Origin of the sequence: Paenibacillus sp. FSL P4-0113 (genome assembly GCF_038009305.1) — a bacterium.
Lineage (GTDB): Bacteria > Bacillota > Bacilli > Paenibacillales > Paenibacillaceae > Paenibacillus > Paenibacillus polymyxa_D.
This window is the reverse complement of the sequence record NZ_JBBPAZ010000001.1, coordinates 4523661-4537300: the sequence shown is the minus strand read 5'-3', so window position 1 is coordinate 4537300 and position 13640 is coordinate 4523661. Positions and strand designations below refer to the sequence as shown.

Below are 13640 nucleotides of genomic sequence, written 5' to 3'. Positions count from 1 at the left end.
TGACAAATTACAATCATTCTTAGAGAAGTGAAATCACTTTGCGACCATTTAATTGGATTTTGCCTTGGGCCAATTGGCCAACTACTTCTGGATATAGCTGACGTTCTACGGATTGAATGGCTGCGGATAAGGATTCCGCAGTATCATGGTCGCTAACCTCCACGACACGCTGGGCAATAATAGCTCCCGTATCCATGCCCCCGTCCACAAAATGAACGGTGACGCCACTTACCTTGACACCATAGGTCAATGCCTGTCCAACAGCATCTTTCCCTGGAAATGCCGGAAGTAGTGACGGATGAATATTAATGATTTTTCCTGCGTAGGCATCGACCATGACGCTGGATAGCAAACGCATGTAGCCAGCTAACACGATGAGATCAATTGATTTCTGCTCCAGTAAAGCCACCAGTTCACGCTCATAGTCTTCTCGAGAAGGATATTCCTTGGGTCGAAAGGTATGGCACGCAACTCCAGCTTTCTGTGCTCTAGCTACGGCAGGAGCCGCAGGCTTGTCACAGATGAGCAATTCTACCGAGGCATCGCCCAGTTCTCCTCGCGCAGCGGCATCCACCAATGACTGAAAATTCGTCCCTTCGCCTGATGCAAAAACAGCAATCCGGTACTCGTTCATTACACCTCGGCTCCCGTAAAGGTCACGATAGAACTGCCTTCCGTTACTTTTCCGATCACATAGGCAGCTTCGCCCTGTTCCTTCAGAACTTCCAGTGCAGTCTGTGCATGCTCTTCGCCTACAACGATTACCATGCCAATCCCCATATTAAAGGTTGTGAACATGTCTCTGTTGGAGATTGCACCTTTTTCCTGCATGAGCTGGAAGATCGGCAAAATCGGCCAAGTGCCGTATTCAATATCCACATTGACGTGATCCGGTAACACTCTTGGGATATTTTCAATAAAACCACCACCTGTGATATGCGCCATACCTTTTACTTTTACCTTGTCCAGCAATGCCAAAACGGATTTCACGTAAATTTTCGTCGGCTCCAGCAGTACATCGCCCAGTTTGCCGTTTAAGCCTTCGATTTCATCATGCAAATCATAGCCCTGCTGTTCCAATAACAGCTTGCGAACCAGTGAGAAGCCATTACTGTGAACTCCACTGGAGGCCAGCCCAATAACGGTATCTCCAGGGGCAACGGAGCTGCCGTTGATGATTTTACTTTTATCTACGATCCCTACCGTGAATCCGGCAATATCATATTCACCCTCGCTATACATCCCTGGCATTTCTGCGGTTTCACCGCCGACCAGCGCACAGCCCGATTGATGGCATCCCTCTGCGATTCCAGCGACTATAGCTTCAATTTTCTCGGGCACAACCTTGTCACAAGCGAGGTAATCCAGAAAAAAGAGTGGCTCCGCGCCCCCGACGACAATGTCGTTTACACACATCGCAACCGCGTCGATACCAATGGTGTCATGACGATCCATTGCGAAAGCAAGCTTCAGCTTCGTGCCGACACCATCGGTACCGGAAACGAGTACAGGCTCCTCGTACTTATCCTTATTCAGGCCGAACAACGCACCGAATCCGCCCAAGTCCGTCAGCACTTCGGGACGGAAGGTACGTTTAACGTGCTTTTTCATCCGTTCTACTGCTTCATTACCGGCAGCGATATCTACCCCTGCATTTTTGTATGCTTCGGACATTCATGAACACTCCTTCAAATGATTGACCCTCCTAAGTCCTCCCTAACAGGGAGGATTCCATGGGGCTGCTCCCCCTGGACCTCTCAAGAGTCGGTCAGATGCGTAGGGTTGGGTGCTGCTTGGTGTATGGTTCGTGCTGTGAGTCGCGTGCTTTCCTTTGTGAATTGCGGGGCATTCCCGCAATTCACAAGGACACGCTTTGGTGCGTTGCCGCCTTCACGGCGGCGGGGGCACGTCCCGGGCTGTTTGCTTCGCAAAGGCGGGGACGTGCCGGGCAAAGAAGTGAGCAGCGCCAACGGGCGGCTTACTTCTTTGCCCTTTGAGGCAGGCAGCTTTGCCTTGCCTGCTATTGAGCTTCGCTTCGCGGCTCAACCTTACAAGAGCAGGGTGACTTTTTACGAGTCACCGCTCCGCTAAAAACTCATGGCATGAAATAGTTATGCCATGAGTTTTTAACTGCCTTACCTATCCTCTTCTTGGTGGGAACCAAAGAGGTACAGGCACTGCTGCAATAATGCTGCATACCTGAGAAACGCAGCGGGTGGAAGGATTCTGGAGAAGCGAAAGCGTTCGCCTTTGCAGCTGGATTCCAACCCTGTAAGGGATTATTTCAATCCAGGAATCCAGCGGCAACAGCGATCGTAAGAACCTTCCACACGCGGAGTAGCCCCCTCAGAACCGCATTATATGGCGCTAGTACCTCTTTTGTTCCCTATACTAACAACTACATCCGAACTTCTCTTCGCCTTTGAAATCTACCTGAGTCGGGTAATCATTATCGAAACAAGCTAGGCACAAGCCGCCTTTGTAATCCTGTTCGTTATATCCACCTACAGCGGCAATCAAACCCTCGGCGCTCATAAAGTAAAGCGAATCGGCGTTAATTTCCTCACGAATTTCCTCGACGGTTTTAGATGAAGCAATCAGTTCCCGGCGATCCGGCGTGTCAATACCGTAGAAGCACGGGTTTTTGAAAGGCGGCGAGGTAATACGTACATGTACCTCCAACGCTCCCGCATCACGCAGCATATTCACGATTCGACGGGATGTAGTGCCCCGGACGATAGAATCGTCGATCATAATGACTCGTTTACCTTCAACAACGCGGCGTACAGCGCTCAGCTTCATTTTCACACCCTGCTCGCGCAGCTCCTGACTCGGCTGAATGAAGGTACGTCCAGTGTATTTATTTTTAATCATGCCCAGCTCATAAGGAATACCTGTCTGCTCTGCATAACCAATCGCAGCCGAAATACTGGAGTCCGGTACACCGGTAACCAAATCTGCATCAACAAAAGCTTCCAGCGCCATCTGGCTGCCCATTCTTTTGCGTGCAGCATGAAGATTAGAACCATTCAAGTCACTGTCAGGCCGGGCAAAATAAATATATTCCATCGCACATAGCGCTTTACGGTGCTTTTCTTCCGTGTAACGATCTTCATGCAGTCCATTTTTGTCCAACACCAACAGCTCACCCGGTTCGATATCGCGCAGCAACTCTGCTCCAATCGTTTCCAGGGCACAAGACTCGGATGCGAACAGATAAGCATCTCCCAGTCTGCCCATCGTGATTGGACGCAGACCATTGGGGTCGGAAGCCACGAGCAGCTTGTCGTTGGTCATAATAAGGAAAGCAAACCCGCCGACAATACGCTTCAATGCATCCTTAGCGGCCTCCACCAAATCCTTGGACGATCGTGCGATCAAATGTGCTACTACTTCTGTATCGCTGGTCGTTTGAAAAATAGACCCGCCCTGCTCCAGCTCATGCCGGATTTGCAAAGCATTCACGATATTCCCGTTGGTGGCTACTGCCAAATCGCCATCACGATACTTGAACACCAAAGGCTGTGCATTCGTCAGCTTACTGTCTCCACTTGTCGAGTAGCGCACATGTCCTATGGCAATATCGCCTGTCAGCGAAGCCATCAAATCTTTATTGAATACTTCTTTTACAAGACCCATACCACGATGATAATGGAACTCGTCACCACTGCTCACACAGATGCCTGCACTTTCCTCCCCACGATGCTGGAGCGCATGCAACCCGTAATATGCTAGGGAAGCGGCATCGGAGTGTCTATACACACCGAATACGCCGCATTCCTCTTTTAATTTATCAAACAGCCCCTCTTTACCAGAGCCTTCATTATAATAATCTCCAGTCCACAACGTCCGTGCTGTTATTTCATCAGACATGGAATGACATCCTCCCAGATTTGCTTCAAACTGGCGACTGCCTCGTTCAAAGCGGGTTGTCCGTTCACCTCAACTGTCAATTGTGATCCTTCAACTTTTCCTAATACGGTAACTGGCACTTCCAAACCACGTAGATGTGCTTCCAGCGCAGACGCTTTATCCGGCGATGCAGATAACAAAATACGGGACTGGCTTTCGCTAAACAAGGCATGGTCAGGACGCAAAGTCGTTTCTACGTTGACCTGTGCTCCCAATCCGCCGCTAATCCCGGATTCCGCAAGCGCTACAGCCAATCCGCCCTCTGCCAAATCATGCGCAGATTGTACCAATCCGCCCTGAATCGCTCCCAGTACCGCAGTCAGCAGTTTTTTCTCTACGTTCAAATCCAGCTCAGGAGGGCGTCCCTCGGATACACCGTGTACGACAGCTTGGAACTCGCTGCCTCCCAGCTCGGCCTTCGTTTCCCCCACCAAGAAAATCACATCACCCTCGGCTTTGAAGCCTTGTGTCGTAATATGATCTGTATCATGTACCAGACCTACCATACCAACAACAGGCGTCGGATAGATGGAGCCTTTGGTATTTTCGTTGTACAAGCTGACATTACCCCCGATGACAGGTGTATCCAGTACACGGCAAGCTTCTGCCATACCGTCCACGGCTTTTTCCATTTGCCAGAAAATATCCGGCTTTTCAGGGTTACCGAAGTTCAGGTTATCCGTAATTGCCAACGGCTCACCGCCGGAGCATACAATGTTACGCGCGGCTTCGCTGACTGCAATCCGTCCGCCTACCTCTGGATCAAGGTATACATAACGTCCGTTACAATCTGTCGTCATGGCGAGACCCTTACGAGTTCCACGCACGGTTACTACAGCTGCATCCGATCCCGGACGAACGGCTGTACTCGTGCGAACCATGTAGTCATACTGCTCGTATACCCATTTCTTACTAGCTACACTTGGTGAAGACAGCACCTTTTTCAGCGCACCGTTCAAATCTGTCACTTCTGCATAACGAAGTGTGTCAATAGCAGCATTTTGCTCATAATAAGCGGGGATTTCGGAAGGCTTGTCATAAATCGGGCATTCATCAACCAGTGCCGTCACTGGCATATCTCCGACCACTTCATTGTGATGGAACAAACGCAAACGACCGTCATCCGTCACTTTACCGACCTTGGCACAAATAACGCCCCAGCGCTCGAAAATTTCCAGTGCCTGTGCTTCATCCTTAGGCTCTACTACGAACAGCATCCGTTCTTGTGATTCGGACAGCATCATTTCATAAGGTGTCATACCCTCTTCACGCTGCGGTACCTGATCCAGATACAGCTCCAGGCCGTTGCCAGCCTTACTCGCCATCTCCGCGCTGGAGCAGGTGAGTCCTGCGGCACCCATATCCTGAATACCCAGCACAATACCACTATCGATCAGTTCCAGACATGATTCCATAACCAGCTTCTCCATAAAAGGATCGCCTACTTGAACCGCAGTCCGGTTCGCTTCAGATTCTTCTGTCAGCTCAACCGATGCGAATGTCGCTCCGTGAATCCCATCACGACCTGTCGGTGGGCCCACATAGAACACCGGGTTACCGACCCCTTTAGCAACACCACGCTGGATTTTATCATGGTCAATCAGTCCGACACACATTGCATTAACAAGCGGGTTGCCTTCGTAGCTTTCATCAAATACAACCTCGCCACCTACAGTCGGAATACCGATACAGTTCCCGTAGCCCGCAATACCAGATACCACATGCTCGAACAAATATTTCACACGGTCGCTCTCCAGCTTGCCAAAACGCAGAGAGTTCAACACCGCAACGGGTCTTGCACCCATGGAGAAAATATCACGGATGATACCGCCTACCCCAGTCGCTGCCCCTTGAAAAGGCTCCACAGCCGACGGGTGGTTATGGCTTTCGATTTTAAATACAACCGCTTGGTTATCACCGATATCTACAATGCCTGCGCCCTCACCGGGTCCCATCAGCACTCGTGGACCGCTCGTTGGAAAACGACGCAATAACGGCTTGGAGTTTTTGTAAGCACAATGCTCTGACCACATGACACTGAATACACCAATCTCCGTATAATTCGGCTGACGTCCCATGAATTCACAGATCAACGCATATTCGCTATCCGACACACCCATCTGCTGGTACAGTTTATGCTCGGCAACCTGCTCTGCCGTTGGTTCCTTAGCGGACACTTGCTGCGCCATGTCGATCCCTCCATGCGTTCAAAATAGATGTAAACATACGTTTGCCGTCATCCGTTCCGAGCAATGCGTCCACCGCGCGTTCAGGGTGAGGCATCATGCCCAGCACGTTTCCTTGTTCATTACAAATCCCTGCGATATCCGTCATGGAACCGTTTGGATTATCTTTATACGTAAATACGATCTGGTTATTCGCCTGCAAGCGAGCCAGCGTCTCATCATCACAGTAATAGTTGCCTTCGCCGTGTGCGATCGGAATGACGATCTTTTCACCAGCAGCGTAATCTTTAGTAAAAGGTGTTTGGTTATTCGCAACCTGCAACACCGTATCCCGGCATAGGAATTTCATCGACAGATTACGGCGTAAAGCCCCTGGCAACAGACCGGCTTCGGTCAGAATTTGAAAACCGTTGCAAATACCCAAAATATATTTGCCCTCGGCAGCCGCTTTGGCTACTTCCTTCATCACTGGTGCAAACCGGGAAATCGCACCGCAGCGTAGATAATCCCCGTAAGAGAAGCCGCCAGGAACAAGAATACAATCATAAGACGACAGATCCGTCGCAGTATGCCATACATAATCGACAGGTTCACCGACCGTGTCTTCTATCGCCTTATAGCAGTCAATATCACAGTTGGAGCCCGGAAAAACCAGAACTGCAAATTTCATGGAATTAGCCCTCCAGTTCGTAGCGGTAGTCTTCAATGACCGTGTTGGCCAACAGCTTTTCACACATCTCGATGACGCGCTTTTCAGCACTCTCGCGGTCTGTTGTATCCAGATTCAGTTCCATATACTTGCCAATTCTGACGCTGTCCACTTCTCCGAAACCCATAGAATGCAGTGCGCCTTGCACCGCAACCCCCTGCGGGTCCAAAACGCTTTGCTTAATCGTGACATAGACTGTTGCTTTCATCATGTTCCTTCAGTTCCTCCTCCGAATGAGTGAATCCTATTGGTTTAATTATGATTACTATTTACTGTGCCGTCAGACGCCGCCAAATATCCGTATATCTTGCAGTTGTTTCTTTTACGACCTCAGCTGGCAACTGATCGGGCTTGCTGTTCTTGTCCCAACCGGATGATGCCAAATAACTTCGTACCGGCTCCTTGTCCATGCTGTCAATTTCCACATCCAGCTCATACTTTTCCTGTGCCCAGAATCGGGATGAGTCCGGAGTGAAAATTTCGTCAATCAAAATAACCTTCCCGTTAACAAGACCAAACTCAAACTTGCAATCGGCTAAAATAATCCCCCGCTTTTCGCAGAAAGCACGTGCAAATTCGTACAACGCCAAACTCTTTTCCTCAAGCTCACCTGTTAGTTCAACCCCGACCAGTTCTTTCATTTGGTGAAGGGAAATGTCCTCGTCGTGTCCAACATCATTTTTTGCAGCCGGTGTAAATAAAGGCTTGGGAAAGCGTTCATTTTTACGTAGCCCCTCTGGCAATGGAATGCCATTCACCTCACCGTTTTGTTCATACTGACGCCAGCCGCCTCCGGTAATATATCCTCGCACCACACACTCAATGTCGATGCGTTCAGCCTTCAGCGTGACCATGATCCGGTCCTTCAGCAACGCTTTATTCTGTTCGTCGATCACATGCCCGAGCTTGTTCACATCAGTGTGCACGACATGGTTTTCCAACAAGTCTTTCGTCTGCTCAAACCAGAAAGCGCTGAGCTTATTCAGCACATTTCCCTTTTCGGGCACGGGTGGCTCTAACACATAATCAAAAGCCGAAATTCGGTCTGTCACGACAATCAGAAAATGTTCTCCGAGATCATACAGTTCACGCACCTTGCCTTTGTACAAGAGCGGCGCATGGATCAGACCTTCGGCAGTAGACAATGACATTTCATTACACCTCTTTCATAGAAGTTGCCCCTCCTAAATCAACCTTTGCCCCTCCTAAATCCTCCCCTCAGGGAGAACCCCCAGGGCTGCTGCCCTCGGGACTCCCGCAAGGTTGGCTGGTGAGCCGGGTGAGGGCGTTTATTATGTGACTCGAGTGGTATGAGCGCGTTTCGCCGGATGAAGGCTTGTTGGCACAAGCTTTCATCCAGCAACGCTTTTACGTCGGTACAAAATAACGTTTTTACGCGTATGCCGCCGCAATACCATTCGGCCCGTGGCCGTAGCACGGCATGCCGTGCAGCGAGCATTCTGGCTTCGCCTGTTGTGCGCATGTGTTACGCTGCGCACGGATACGGTGGCTCAAGGCTTCACTTCTTGAGCCTGCGCGTTCTCGGGAGGGCAGCGGGCTGTTTGCTGCGCAAATTCGGCAGCCCTCCCGAGAACGTTGCCTGCGATAGAAAGCAGTGGAACGCGCTTTTCCATCGCCTTTGGGGAGGTGCGGCATCTTATGTGCCGCACCTTCCCAAGTTCTGCTCCCACACGAAGGTTGGTGCTGGAAGCAGCGGAGCGGACGGAATCGTTCTGGAGAAGCATTAGCGCTTGCCTTTGCCTCTGGATTCCAACCTTTGCAGGTTTTCCAATTCAGGAATCCAGGGGCAACAGCAATCGGAAGAATGATCCGTTCGCAGAGCGGCCTCACCACGCAGCAACCTTCCCTCCTACTCCCCTAATCCCAGCTTTTTGAAGATCGTATCCACGTTCTTCAGATGCCAGGCTGGGTTAAAAGCATCCTCGATTTCGTCTGCGCTGAGCACGGCAGTAATTTCCGGGGTGGCCTCGACGATATCGCGGAACTGGCGTTGCTCTTCCCACGCCTGCATAGCACGCGGCTGCACGGTATCGTAGGCTTTTTCACGACTAAAACCTTTATCGATCAGCTTCGTCATAATACGACCGGAGAACGGTACGCCGTACGTACGCGCCATATTGCGCTTCATATTTTCAGGGAAGACCGTCAGATTTTTCACGATATTGCCAAAGCGGTTCAGCATGTAGTTCAACAGCATCGTGGCATCCGGCAGAATAATGCGTTCTACGGAAGAATGCGAAATGTCGCGTTCATGCCATAGGGTTACGTTCTCATACGCCGATACCATATGCCCGCGAATCACACGTGCCAGACCGGAGATGTTTTCACTTCCGATCGGATTGCGTTTATGCGGCATCGCGGAAGATCCTTTTTGACCCTTGGCAAAGGCTTCCTCCACCTCACGGAATTCACTCTTTTGCAGAGCACGGACTTCTGTAGCAAATTTGTCCAACGATGTGGCGATCAACGCTAACGTTGCCATGTATTCGGCATGACGGTCGCGCTGTAGCGTCTGTGTAGAAATCGGTGCAGGCTTGGTACCCAGCTTGCGGCATACAAATTCTTCTACAGACGGGTCAATGTTGGCGTATGTCCCAACTGCACCGGACATTTTACCGTATTGTACTTGGTCAGCGGCAAAACGAAAGCGTTCCAGATTGCGCTTCATTTCCTCGTACCACAATCCCATCTTCAGTCCGAATGTGGTCGGCTCGGCATGCACTCCATGTGTACGTCCCATCATTGGTGTATGCTTGTAAGCCAATGCCTTTTCCTTCAAAATTTCAATAAAATTCAAGATATCGCGTTCCAGGATTTCATTCGCCTGCTTTAACAGGTAGCCCAGTGCCGTATCAACTACGTCTGTAGAGGTTAGACCGTAATGTACCCATTTGCGCTCATCTCCAAGACTTTCAGACACCGTGCGAGTAAAAGCAATAACATCATGTCTTGTCTCCTGCTCAATTTCATATATCCGTTCAATATCAAAACTTGCATTCTTACGTAGAGCCACAGTATCCTCTTTTGGAATAACCCCTAATTCCGCCCAAGCTTCACAGGCACACAGCTCTACTTCCAGCCACGCTTTAAATTTATTTTCTTCCGTCCAAATCGCTCTCATTTCCGGTCTGCTATAGCGTTCGATCATGACTATTTATCCCCCCAAATATTGGTTTGTTCAATCCATTCCAGCGCTTGTTCCGCATCCTGGCACAGTAGATTAATATGTCCCATCTTTCGGCCTGGCTTGGCTTCACTTTTTCCATACAAATGCAGCTTGGGTACAACATCCAACCTTTCAGCTTCAACATCCGATTGCACAAACCGCCGAACCACATCCTCCAAATGCTCACCTAGCACATTGACCATCACGACGGAAGTCAGCAGCTTCGTGCTGCCCAAGGGTAAACCGCAAATCGCACGTATGTGCTGCTCGAATTGCGACGTGGCGCATGCCTCCATCGTGTAATGACCGGAGTTATGCGGTCGTGGTGCCAACTCATTAACGTACAATTGTCCGTCTTCGGTGACAAACATCTCCACAGCGAGCAGTCCCACCGCACCCAGCGACTCTGCCACAGCCAGCGCTAACTTTCGCGCTTCCTCCTGAACAGGTTCTGGCACGCGCGCAGGTACAATCGACGTGTGCAAAATGTTGTTCACGTGAATGTTTTCCGCAGGTGGAAAGGCTTTAGCTTCACCGTTCGTGCTGCGAGCTACAATCACCGAGATTTCGCAGCGAAAACGAATGAACTGTTCCAATACCAGTTCCGCACCGTCTCCTGCCAATTGTTCGTAGGCAGCTAAGGCTTCCTCCGGTTGGCGAATGACCACTTGTCCCTTGCCATCATAACCACCGACTGCTGTCTTGAGCACACACGGTACACCCAGTTCAGCTACCGCTTGGGCCATATCCGCAGGACTACTAATTTCACGATACGGAGCGACAGGGACACCAGCAGCTTCAATAGAACGCTTTTCACGAAGACGATGCTGTGTTGTGTACAAAAGACTGCTGCCTTGCGGCACGCTGGATTCCTGTTCCAAAAGTGCAGCCACACCTGCGTCCACATTTTCAAACTCATACGTGATCACATCGCACCGACCAGCCAACTCTCTGGCCGCAAGCTCATCATCATAGGCAGCACGGATTTGTTCTGACACCTGTCCACACGGGCTATCAGGTGCAGGGTCCAGCGTCACAAAACGATATCCTAGGTTTGTCCCTGCTAGCACAAGCATTCTGCCCAGCTGTCCGCCTCCTAGAAGTCCAATCGTTGTACCTGGAGGACGGATGCGACCTGCAGATTCACATGCCTCATTCATAGTGAGTCACTGCCTTCCAGCACCTCATCACGGATACGGTCGCGTCTTGCCACAACCCGCTGACTTATCTTTTCGTCAAAAGCGCCTAATATTTGCGCGGCCAGCAGCCCTGCATTCGTAGCGCCTGCCTTCCCAATTGCCACAGTGGCAACCGGAATACCACCCGGCATCTGCACAATGGAGAGCAAGGAGTCTAGACCATTCAGAGCCTTCGACTGGACAGGCACACCAATGACTGGCAAGAATGTCTTCGCAGCCACCATCCCTGGCAAATGCGCTGCCCCACCCGCTCCAGCAATAATGACCTTTAGTCCACGCCCGGCGGCCTCTTCTGCAAAACGAAACATTAAATCCGGTGTACGATGGGCTGAAACTACCTTTTTCTCATATCCGATTTCAAGCTCGTCCAGCACAGCACATGCATGCTGCATGGTGTCCCAGTCTGATGTGCTGCCCATAATGACAGCGACCTGCACTGACATGTCCTTCACTCCCTGTTTATCAATAAGCGCCAAAAATCCGGCACTCGAAAATAACGTTATTTTCAAGACACCGGACTACGAAAAAACAAACGACAGAGCCTCTTAAAGGCAAGCCAAAAGCAAGCCTCTTCCACCGCATCCAATGCGGCTTCAGCCGTATGTCTCCCGTAGTCCGGAAATTTAAGGTTTCCAGGTAGAAACTTCCGGGCCATATCCCCGGCATTATACGAGTTAGCATTGTGCCTATTCCATACCCGACGATATTCTTTACAAGTATGATCGCGGTCTGTTTCGGCTCAAACATGTGTACCTTATTAAATTGTACCTAAAGTTCATTTTTTATCGACAATACACTTCCTAGTTTAACAATTCCCTACACCTTATGTCAACTTGAAAACGAACATTACAATAATCATGCAATAGAATGTTCGTGTTTAACAAAATCAACACCCTTATATACCCACAGGTCAGGACTATTGTATTACGTTTAGCTATCTATTACCTATCCTGATAACAGCGAGCGTACCGCATTCCACTGACAAAAATAAAAGTCGGCACTCCCTATACAGGCAGTAAACCGACTTTTACTTTCTTATTCAGTTATTTTACGACCAGCACAGGAATACGCGCATGCTGCACCACATTGTGGCTTACGCTACCCAATACAAATTCACGGATACCACCTAAACCGCGGCTACCGATCACAATCACATCGAAGCCATTCTCATTGGCATAATCCAAAATGACTTCGGCTGGTGAACCTTGAATGAGCTCCACCTTGGCATCTACACCTTGCTCAGCAAGCCGCTTTTTAACTTCATCGGTAGTTTGTTCGGCCAAATCGTAATATTCTTTATTTATCGAAGCCGGAATTGGTGCCAAACCTTCGCCCATAAAAATCCGTGGAAAATCAAATGCGGTTACCACCTCAAGCTGCGAGGACGATGATGTCTTGACTAATTCAGCTGCCTTCAGCAAAGCCTTGTTGGATGCATCCGAACCGTCATAAGCAAGCAATACTTTTGAAAATAGCATAATACGCACCTCTTCCTCATTCGGTTTGTTGATTCAAAGCCTGAAATATGTACTCCTGTTGTTGTTCATTCCATGACATCACTGGATGGCTGGAATAGTCTTCTCACTCATCATTAAACTTCCCTATGAGAAGCTAAACTCCTCGCCTTACCTTAAAAAATAACCATACAACAATGCGTTCATGAATAGCAACGCAGGAATACCTAATCTGAAACTCATATGCCGTGTTTTATGGCGTTTACGGTACATGGCTATTAGCACGCCTAAGGCTCCCCCGATCAGGGCCAGGAAAAACAACGTCCGTTCAGGTACACGATCACGATGTTTACGTGCTCTCTTTTTATCTTCCGACATTACCAGATAGCCTACTGCATTGATAAACAGCAGCCATACCAACAAGCCTGTCTGCAATGTCTCTCCCCCTTTTGCACACCGTACCAAGTTCAGGTATTAGGCCTTATATATCGTTCTCCCCTCATTATAACCCCACCCCTTTTACAGAAACAACGCCTCCCTTGACTTGGATAGCGTTTTTGCGGAAATAGTAAGGTAGCATAAGGGCGATCCCCGAGTGCATCTATTTCGTCTTAAAGGAGGAACTGCAATGGAAAGCACCCATGAATACGTTGAAAAGCTGCGAGAAAATGCTAAAAAGGCAGAACGCAACCGTAAACAAGGAAAAGGAACTCCCAGCGCCAGCCTGCCGACAAAACAGCATAGCAAAAACCCCTGATCATGGGATCTGTATTCAGCTGTAGAACCATGTTATTAACGTAAAATATCAACTTTACCTTGTCGTTCTCATTGAATGAAGTTAAAGGTAAACTCAGTTGTTCACCTTTCAACAAAAACAACAAGCAGACTCCTTATGAGATTTCTGCTTGTTGTTTTGTTTTTGCAAACATTTTTTATTCAGCCGTGGTCTTTACCTTAAACAACCGACTGTTCATCTTACTACATACACCCACC

The 13640-nt window shown here is 49.3% G+C and carries 15 protein-coding genes and 1 riboswitch; of the genes, 2 read left to right on the top strand and 13 right to left on the bottom strand.

Going from position 1 to position 13640, the window contains the following annotated elements:
- Positions 1 to 19: 19 nt before the first annotated feature.
- On the bottom strand, positions 20 to 634 hold the full coding sequence (purN, locus tag MKX46_RS19680) for a phosphoribosylglycinamide formyltransferase (protein ID WP_341071668.1): 615 nt from the start codon (positions 632 to 634) through the stop codon (positions 20 to 22).
- Positions 634 to 1674: a phosphoribosylformylglycinamidine cyclo-ligase gene (gene purM, locus MKX46_RS19675; RefSeq protein ID WP_209950368.1), complete on the bottom strand. Its 1041-nt coding sequence runs from the start codon at positions 1672 to 1674 to the stop codon at positions 634 to 636. Before purM ends, purN begins: the two co-directional genes overlap by 1 nt.
- Positions 1675 to 1800: 126 nt before the next feature.
- Between purM and MKX46_RS19670 the strand changes: the two genes are divergently transcribed.
- Positions 1801 to 2091, top strand: a complete 291-nt coding sequence (locus MKX46_RS19670) for a hypothetical protein (RefSeq protein WP_341038756.1) — start codon at positions 1801 to 1803, stop codon at positions 2089 to 2091.
- A gap of 300 nt (positions 2092 to 2391) precedes the next feature.
- Here MKX46_RS19670 and purF read toward each other — a convergent pair whose 3' ends face one another.
- From purF to MKX46_RS19615, 11 genes are all read right to left on the bottom strand, one after another.
- A complete protein-coding gene (gene purF, locus MKX46_RS19665; protein ID WP_029516033.1) occupies positions 2392 to 3873 on the bottom strand; it encodes an amidophosphoribosyltransferase in 1482 nt (493 codons plus the stop codon).
- Positions 3858 to 6101 carry a phosphoribosylformylglycinamidine synthase subunit PurL gene (purL, locus tag MKX46_RS19660; protein WP_039272360.1) on the bottom strand — a complete coding sequence of 748 codons (2244 nt, stop codon included), beginning with the start codon at positions 6099 to 6101 and terminating at the stop codon, positions 3858 to 3860. The genes purF and purL overlap by 16 nt, the downstream gene beginning before the upstream one ends.
- Positions 6079 to 6768: a phosphoribosylformylglycinamidine synthase subunit PurQ gene (gene purQ / locus MKX46_RS19655; protein WP_039272358.1), complete on the bottom strand. Its 690-nt coding sequence runs from the start codon at positions 6766 to 6768 to the stop codon at positions 6079 to 6081. Before purQ ends, purL begins: the two co-directional genes overlap by 23 nt.
- A 4-nt stretch (positions 6769 to 6772) precedes the next feature.
- Positions 6773 to 7018 (bottom strand): phosphoribosylformylglycinamidine synthase subunit PurS, encoded by a 246-nt coding sequence (gene purS, locus MKX46_RS19650; RefSeq protein ID WP_007428837.1) that lies wholly within the window; start codon positions 7016 to 7018, stop codon positions 6773 to 6775.
- Positions 7019 to 7076: 58 nt separating this feature from the next.
- Positions 7077 to 7958, bottom strand: coding sequence for a phosphoribosylaminoimidazolesuccinocarboxamide synthase (locus tag MKX46_RS19645; protein WP_341071667.1), 882 nt, complete (start codon positions 7956 to 7958; stop codon positions 7077 to 7079).
- A 241-nt stretch (positions 7959 to 8199) separates the two neighbouring features.
- The gene (locus MKX46_RS19640; protein WP_318628461.1) at positions 8200 to 8661 is read right to left on the bottom strand and encodes a hypothetical protein; all 462 of its coding nucleotides are present in this window, start codon (positions 8659 to 8661) and stop codon (positions 8200 to 8202) included.
- Positions 8662 to 8677: 16 nt separating this feature from the next.
- Complete coding sequence (purB, locus tag MKX46_RS19635) at positions 8678 to 9976, bottom strand: adenylosuccinate lyase (protein ID WP_340884366.1); 1299 nt, start codon at positions 9974 to 9976, stop codon at positions 8678 to 8680.
- Between the two features lie 2 nt (positions 9977 to 9978).
- Complete coding sequence (gene purK, locus MKX46_RS19630) at positions 9979 to 11154, bottom strand: 5-(carboxyamino)imidazole ribonucleotide synthase (RefSeq protein ID WP_341071666.1); 1176 nt, start codon at positions 11152 to 11154, stop codon at positions 9979 to 9981.
- On the bottom strand, positions 11151 to 11636 hold the full coding sequence (purE, locus tag MKX46_RS19625) for a 5-(carboxyamino)imidazole ribonucleotide mutase (RefSeq protein WP_341071665.1): 486 nt from the start codon (positions 11634 to 11636) through the stop codon (positions 11151 to 11153). Before purE ends, purK begins: the two co-directional genes overlap by 4 nt.
- 148 nt (positions 11637 to 11784) lie before the next feature.
- A riboswitch (purine riboswitch) is annotated at positions 11785 to 11886 on the bottom strand.
- 350 nt (positions 11887 to 12236) lie between these two features.
- Positions 12237 to 12671 carry a universal stress protein gene (locus tag MKX46_RS19620; RefSeq protein WP_039272354.1) on the bottom strand — a complete coding sequence of 145 codons (435 nt, stop codon included), beginning with the start codon at positions 12669 to 12671 and terminating at the stop codon, positions 12237 to 12239.
- A 147-nt stretch (positions 12672 to 12818) separates the two neighbouring features.
- Positions 12819 to 13082: a DUF1294 domain-containing protein gene (locus MKX46_RS19615; protein WP_025719814.1), complete on the bottom strand. Its 264-nt coding sequence runs from the start codon at positions 13080 to 13082 to the stop codon at positions 12819 to 12821.
- A gap of 193 nt (positions 13083 to 13275) precedes the next feature.
- Between MKX46_RS19615 and MKX46_RS19610 the strand changes: the two genes are divergently transcribed.
- Entirely contained in the window at positions 13276 to 13404 is a 129-nt protein-coding gene (locus tag MKX46_RS19610; RefSeq protein ID WP_013369463.1) for a DUF4023 family protein, read from the top strand.
- Positions 13405 to 13640: the final 236 nt, after the last annotated feature.

Bases quoted from the DNA above. Each gene is read 5' to 3' on its own strand.
- purN (WP_341071668.1), bottom strand. From the start codon at position 634: ATGAACGAGTACCGGATTGCTGTTTTTGCATCAGGCGAAGGGACGAAT.
- purM (WP_209950368.1), bottom strand. From the start codon at position 1,674: ATGTCCGAAGCATACAAAAATGCAGGGGTAGATATCGCTGCCGGTAAT.
- MKX46_RS19670 (WP_341038756.1), top strand. From the start codon at position 1,801: ATGGTTCGTGCTGTGAGTCGCGTGCTTTCCTTTGTGAATTGCGGGGCA.
- purF (WP_029516033.1), bottom strand. From the start codon at position 3,873: ATGTCTGATGAAATAACAGCACGGACGTTGTGGACTGGAGATTATTAT.
- purL (WP_039272360.1), bottom strand. From the start codon at position 6,101: ATGGCGCAGCAAGTGTCCGCTAAGGAACCAACGGCAGAGCAGGTTGCC.
- purQ (WP_039272358.1), bottom strand. From the start codon at position 6,768: ATGAAATTTGCAGTTCTGGTTTTTCCGGGCTCCAACTGTGATATTGAC.
- purS (WP_007428837.1), bottom strand. From the start codon at position 7,018: ATGATGAAAGCAACAGTCTATGTCACGATTAAGCAAAGCGTTTTGGAC.
- MKX46_RS19645 (WP_341071667.1), bottom strand. From the start codon at position 7,958: ATGTCATTGTCTACTGCCGAAGGTCTGATCCATGCGCCGCTCTTGTAC.
- purB (WP_340884366.1), bottom strand. From the start codon at position 9,976: ATGATCGAACGCTATAGCAGACCGGAAATGAGAGCGATTTGGACGGAA.
- purK (WP_341071666.1), bottom strand. From the start codon at position 11,154: ATGAATGAGGCATGTGAATCTGCAGGTCGCATCCGTCCTCCAGGTACA.
- purE (WP_341071665.1), bottom strand. From the start codon at position 11,636: ATGTCAGTGCAGGTCGCTGTCATTATGGGCAGCACATCAGACTGGGAC.
- MKX46_RS19620 (WP_039272354.1), bottom strand. From the start codon at position 12,671: ATGCTATTTTCAAAAGTATTGCTTGCTTATGACGGTTCGGATGCATCC.
- MKX46_RS19610 (WP_013369463.1), top strand. From the start codon at position 13,276: ATGGAAAGCACCCATGAATACGTTGAAAAGCTGCGAGAAAATGCTAAA.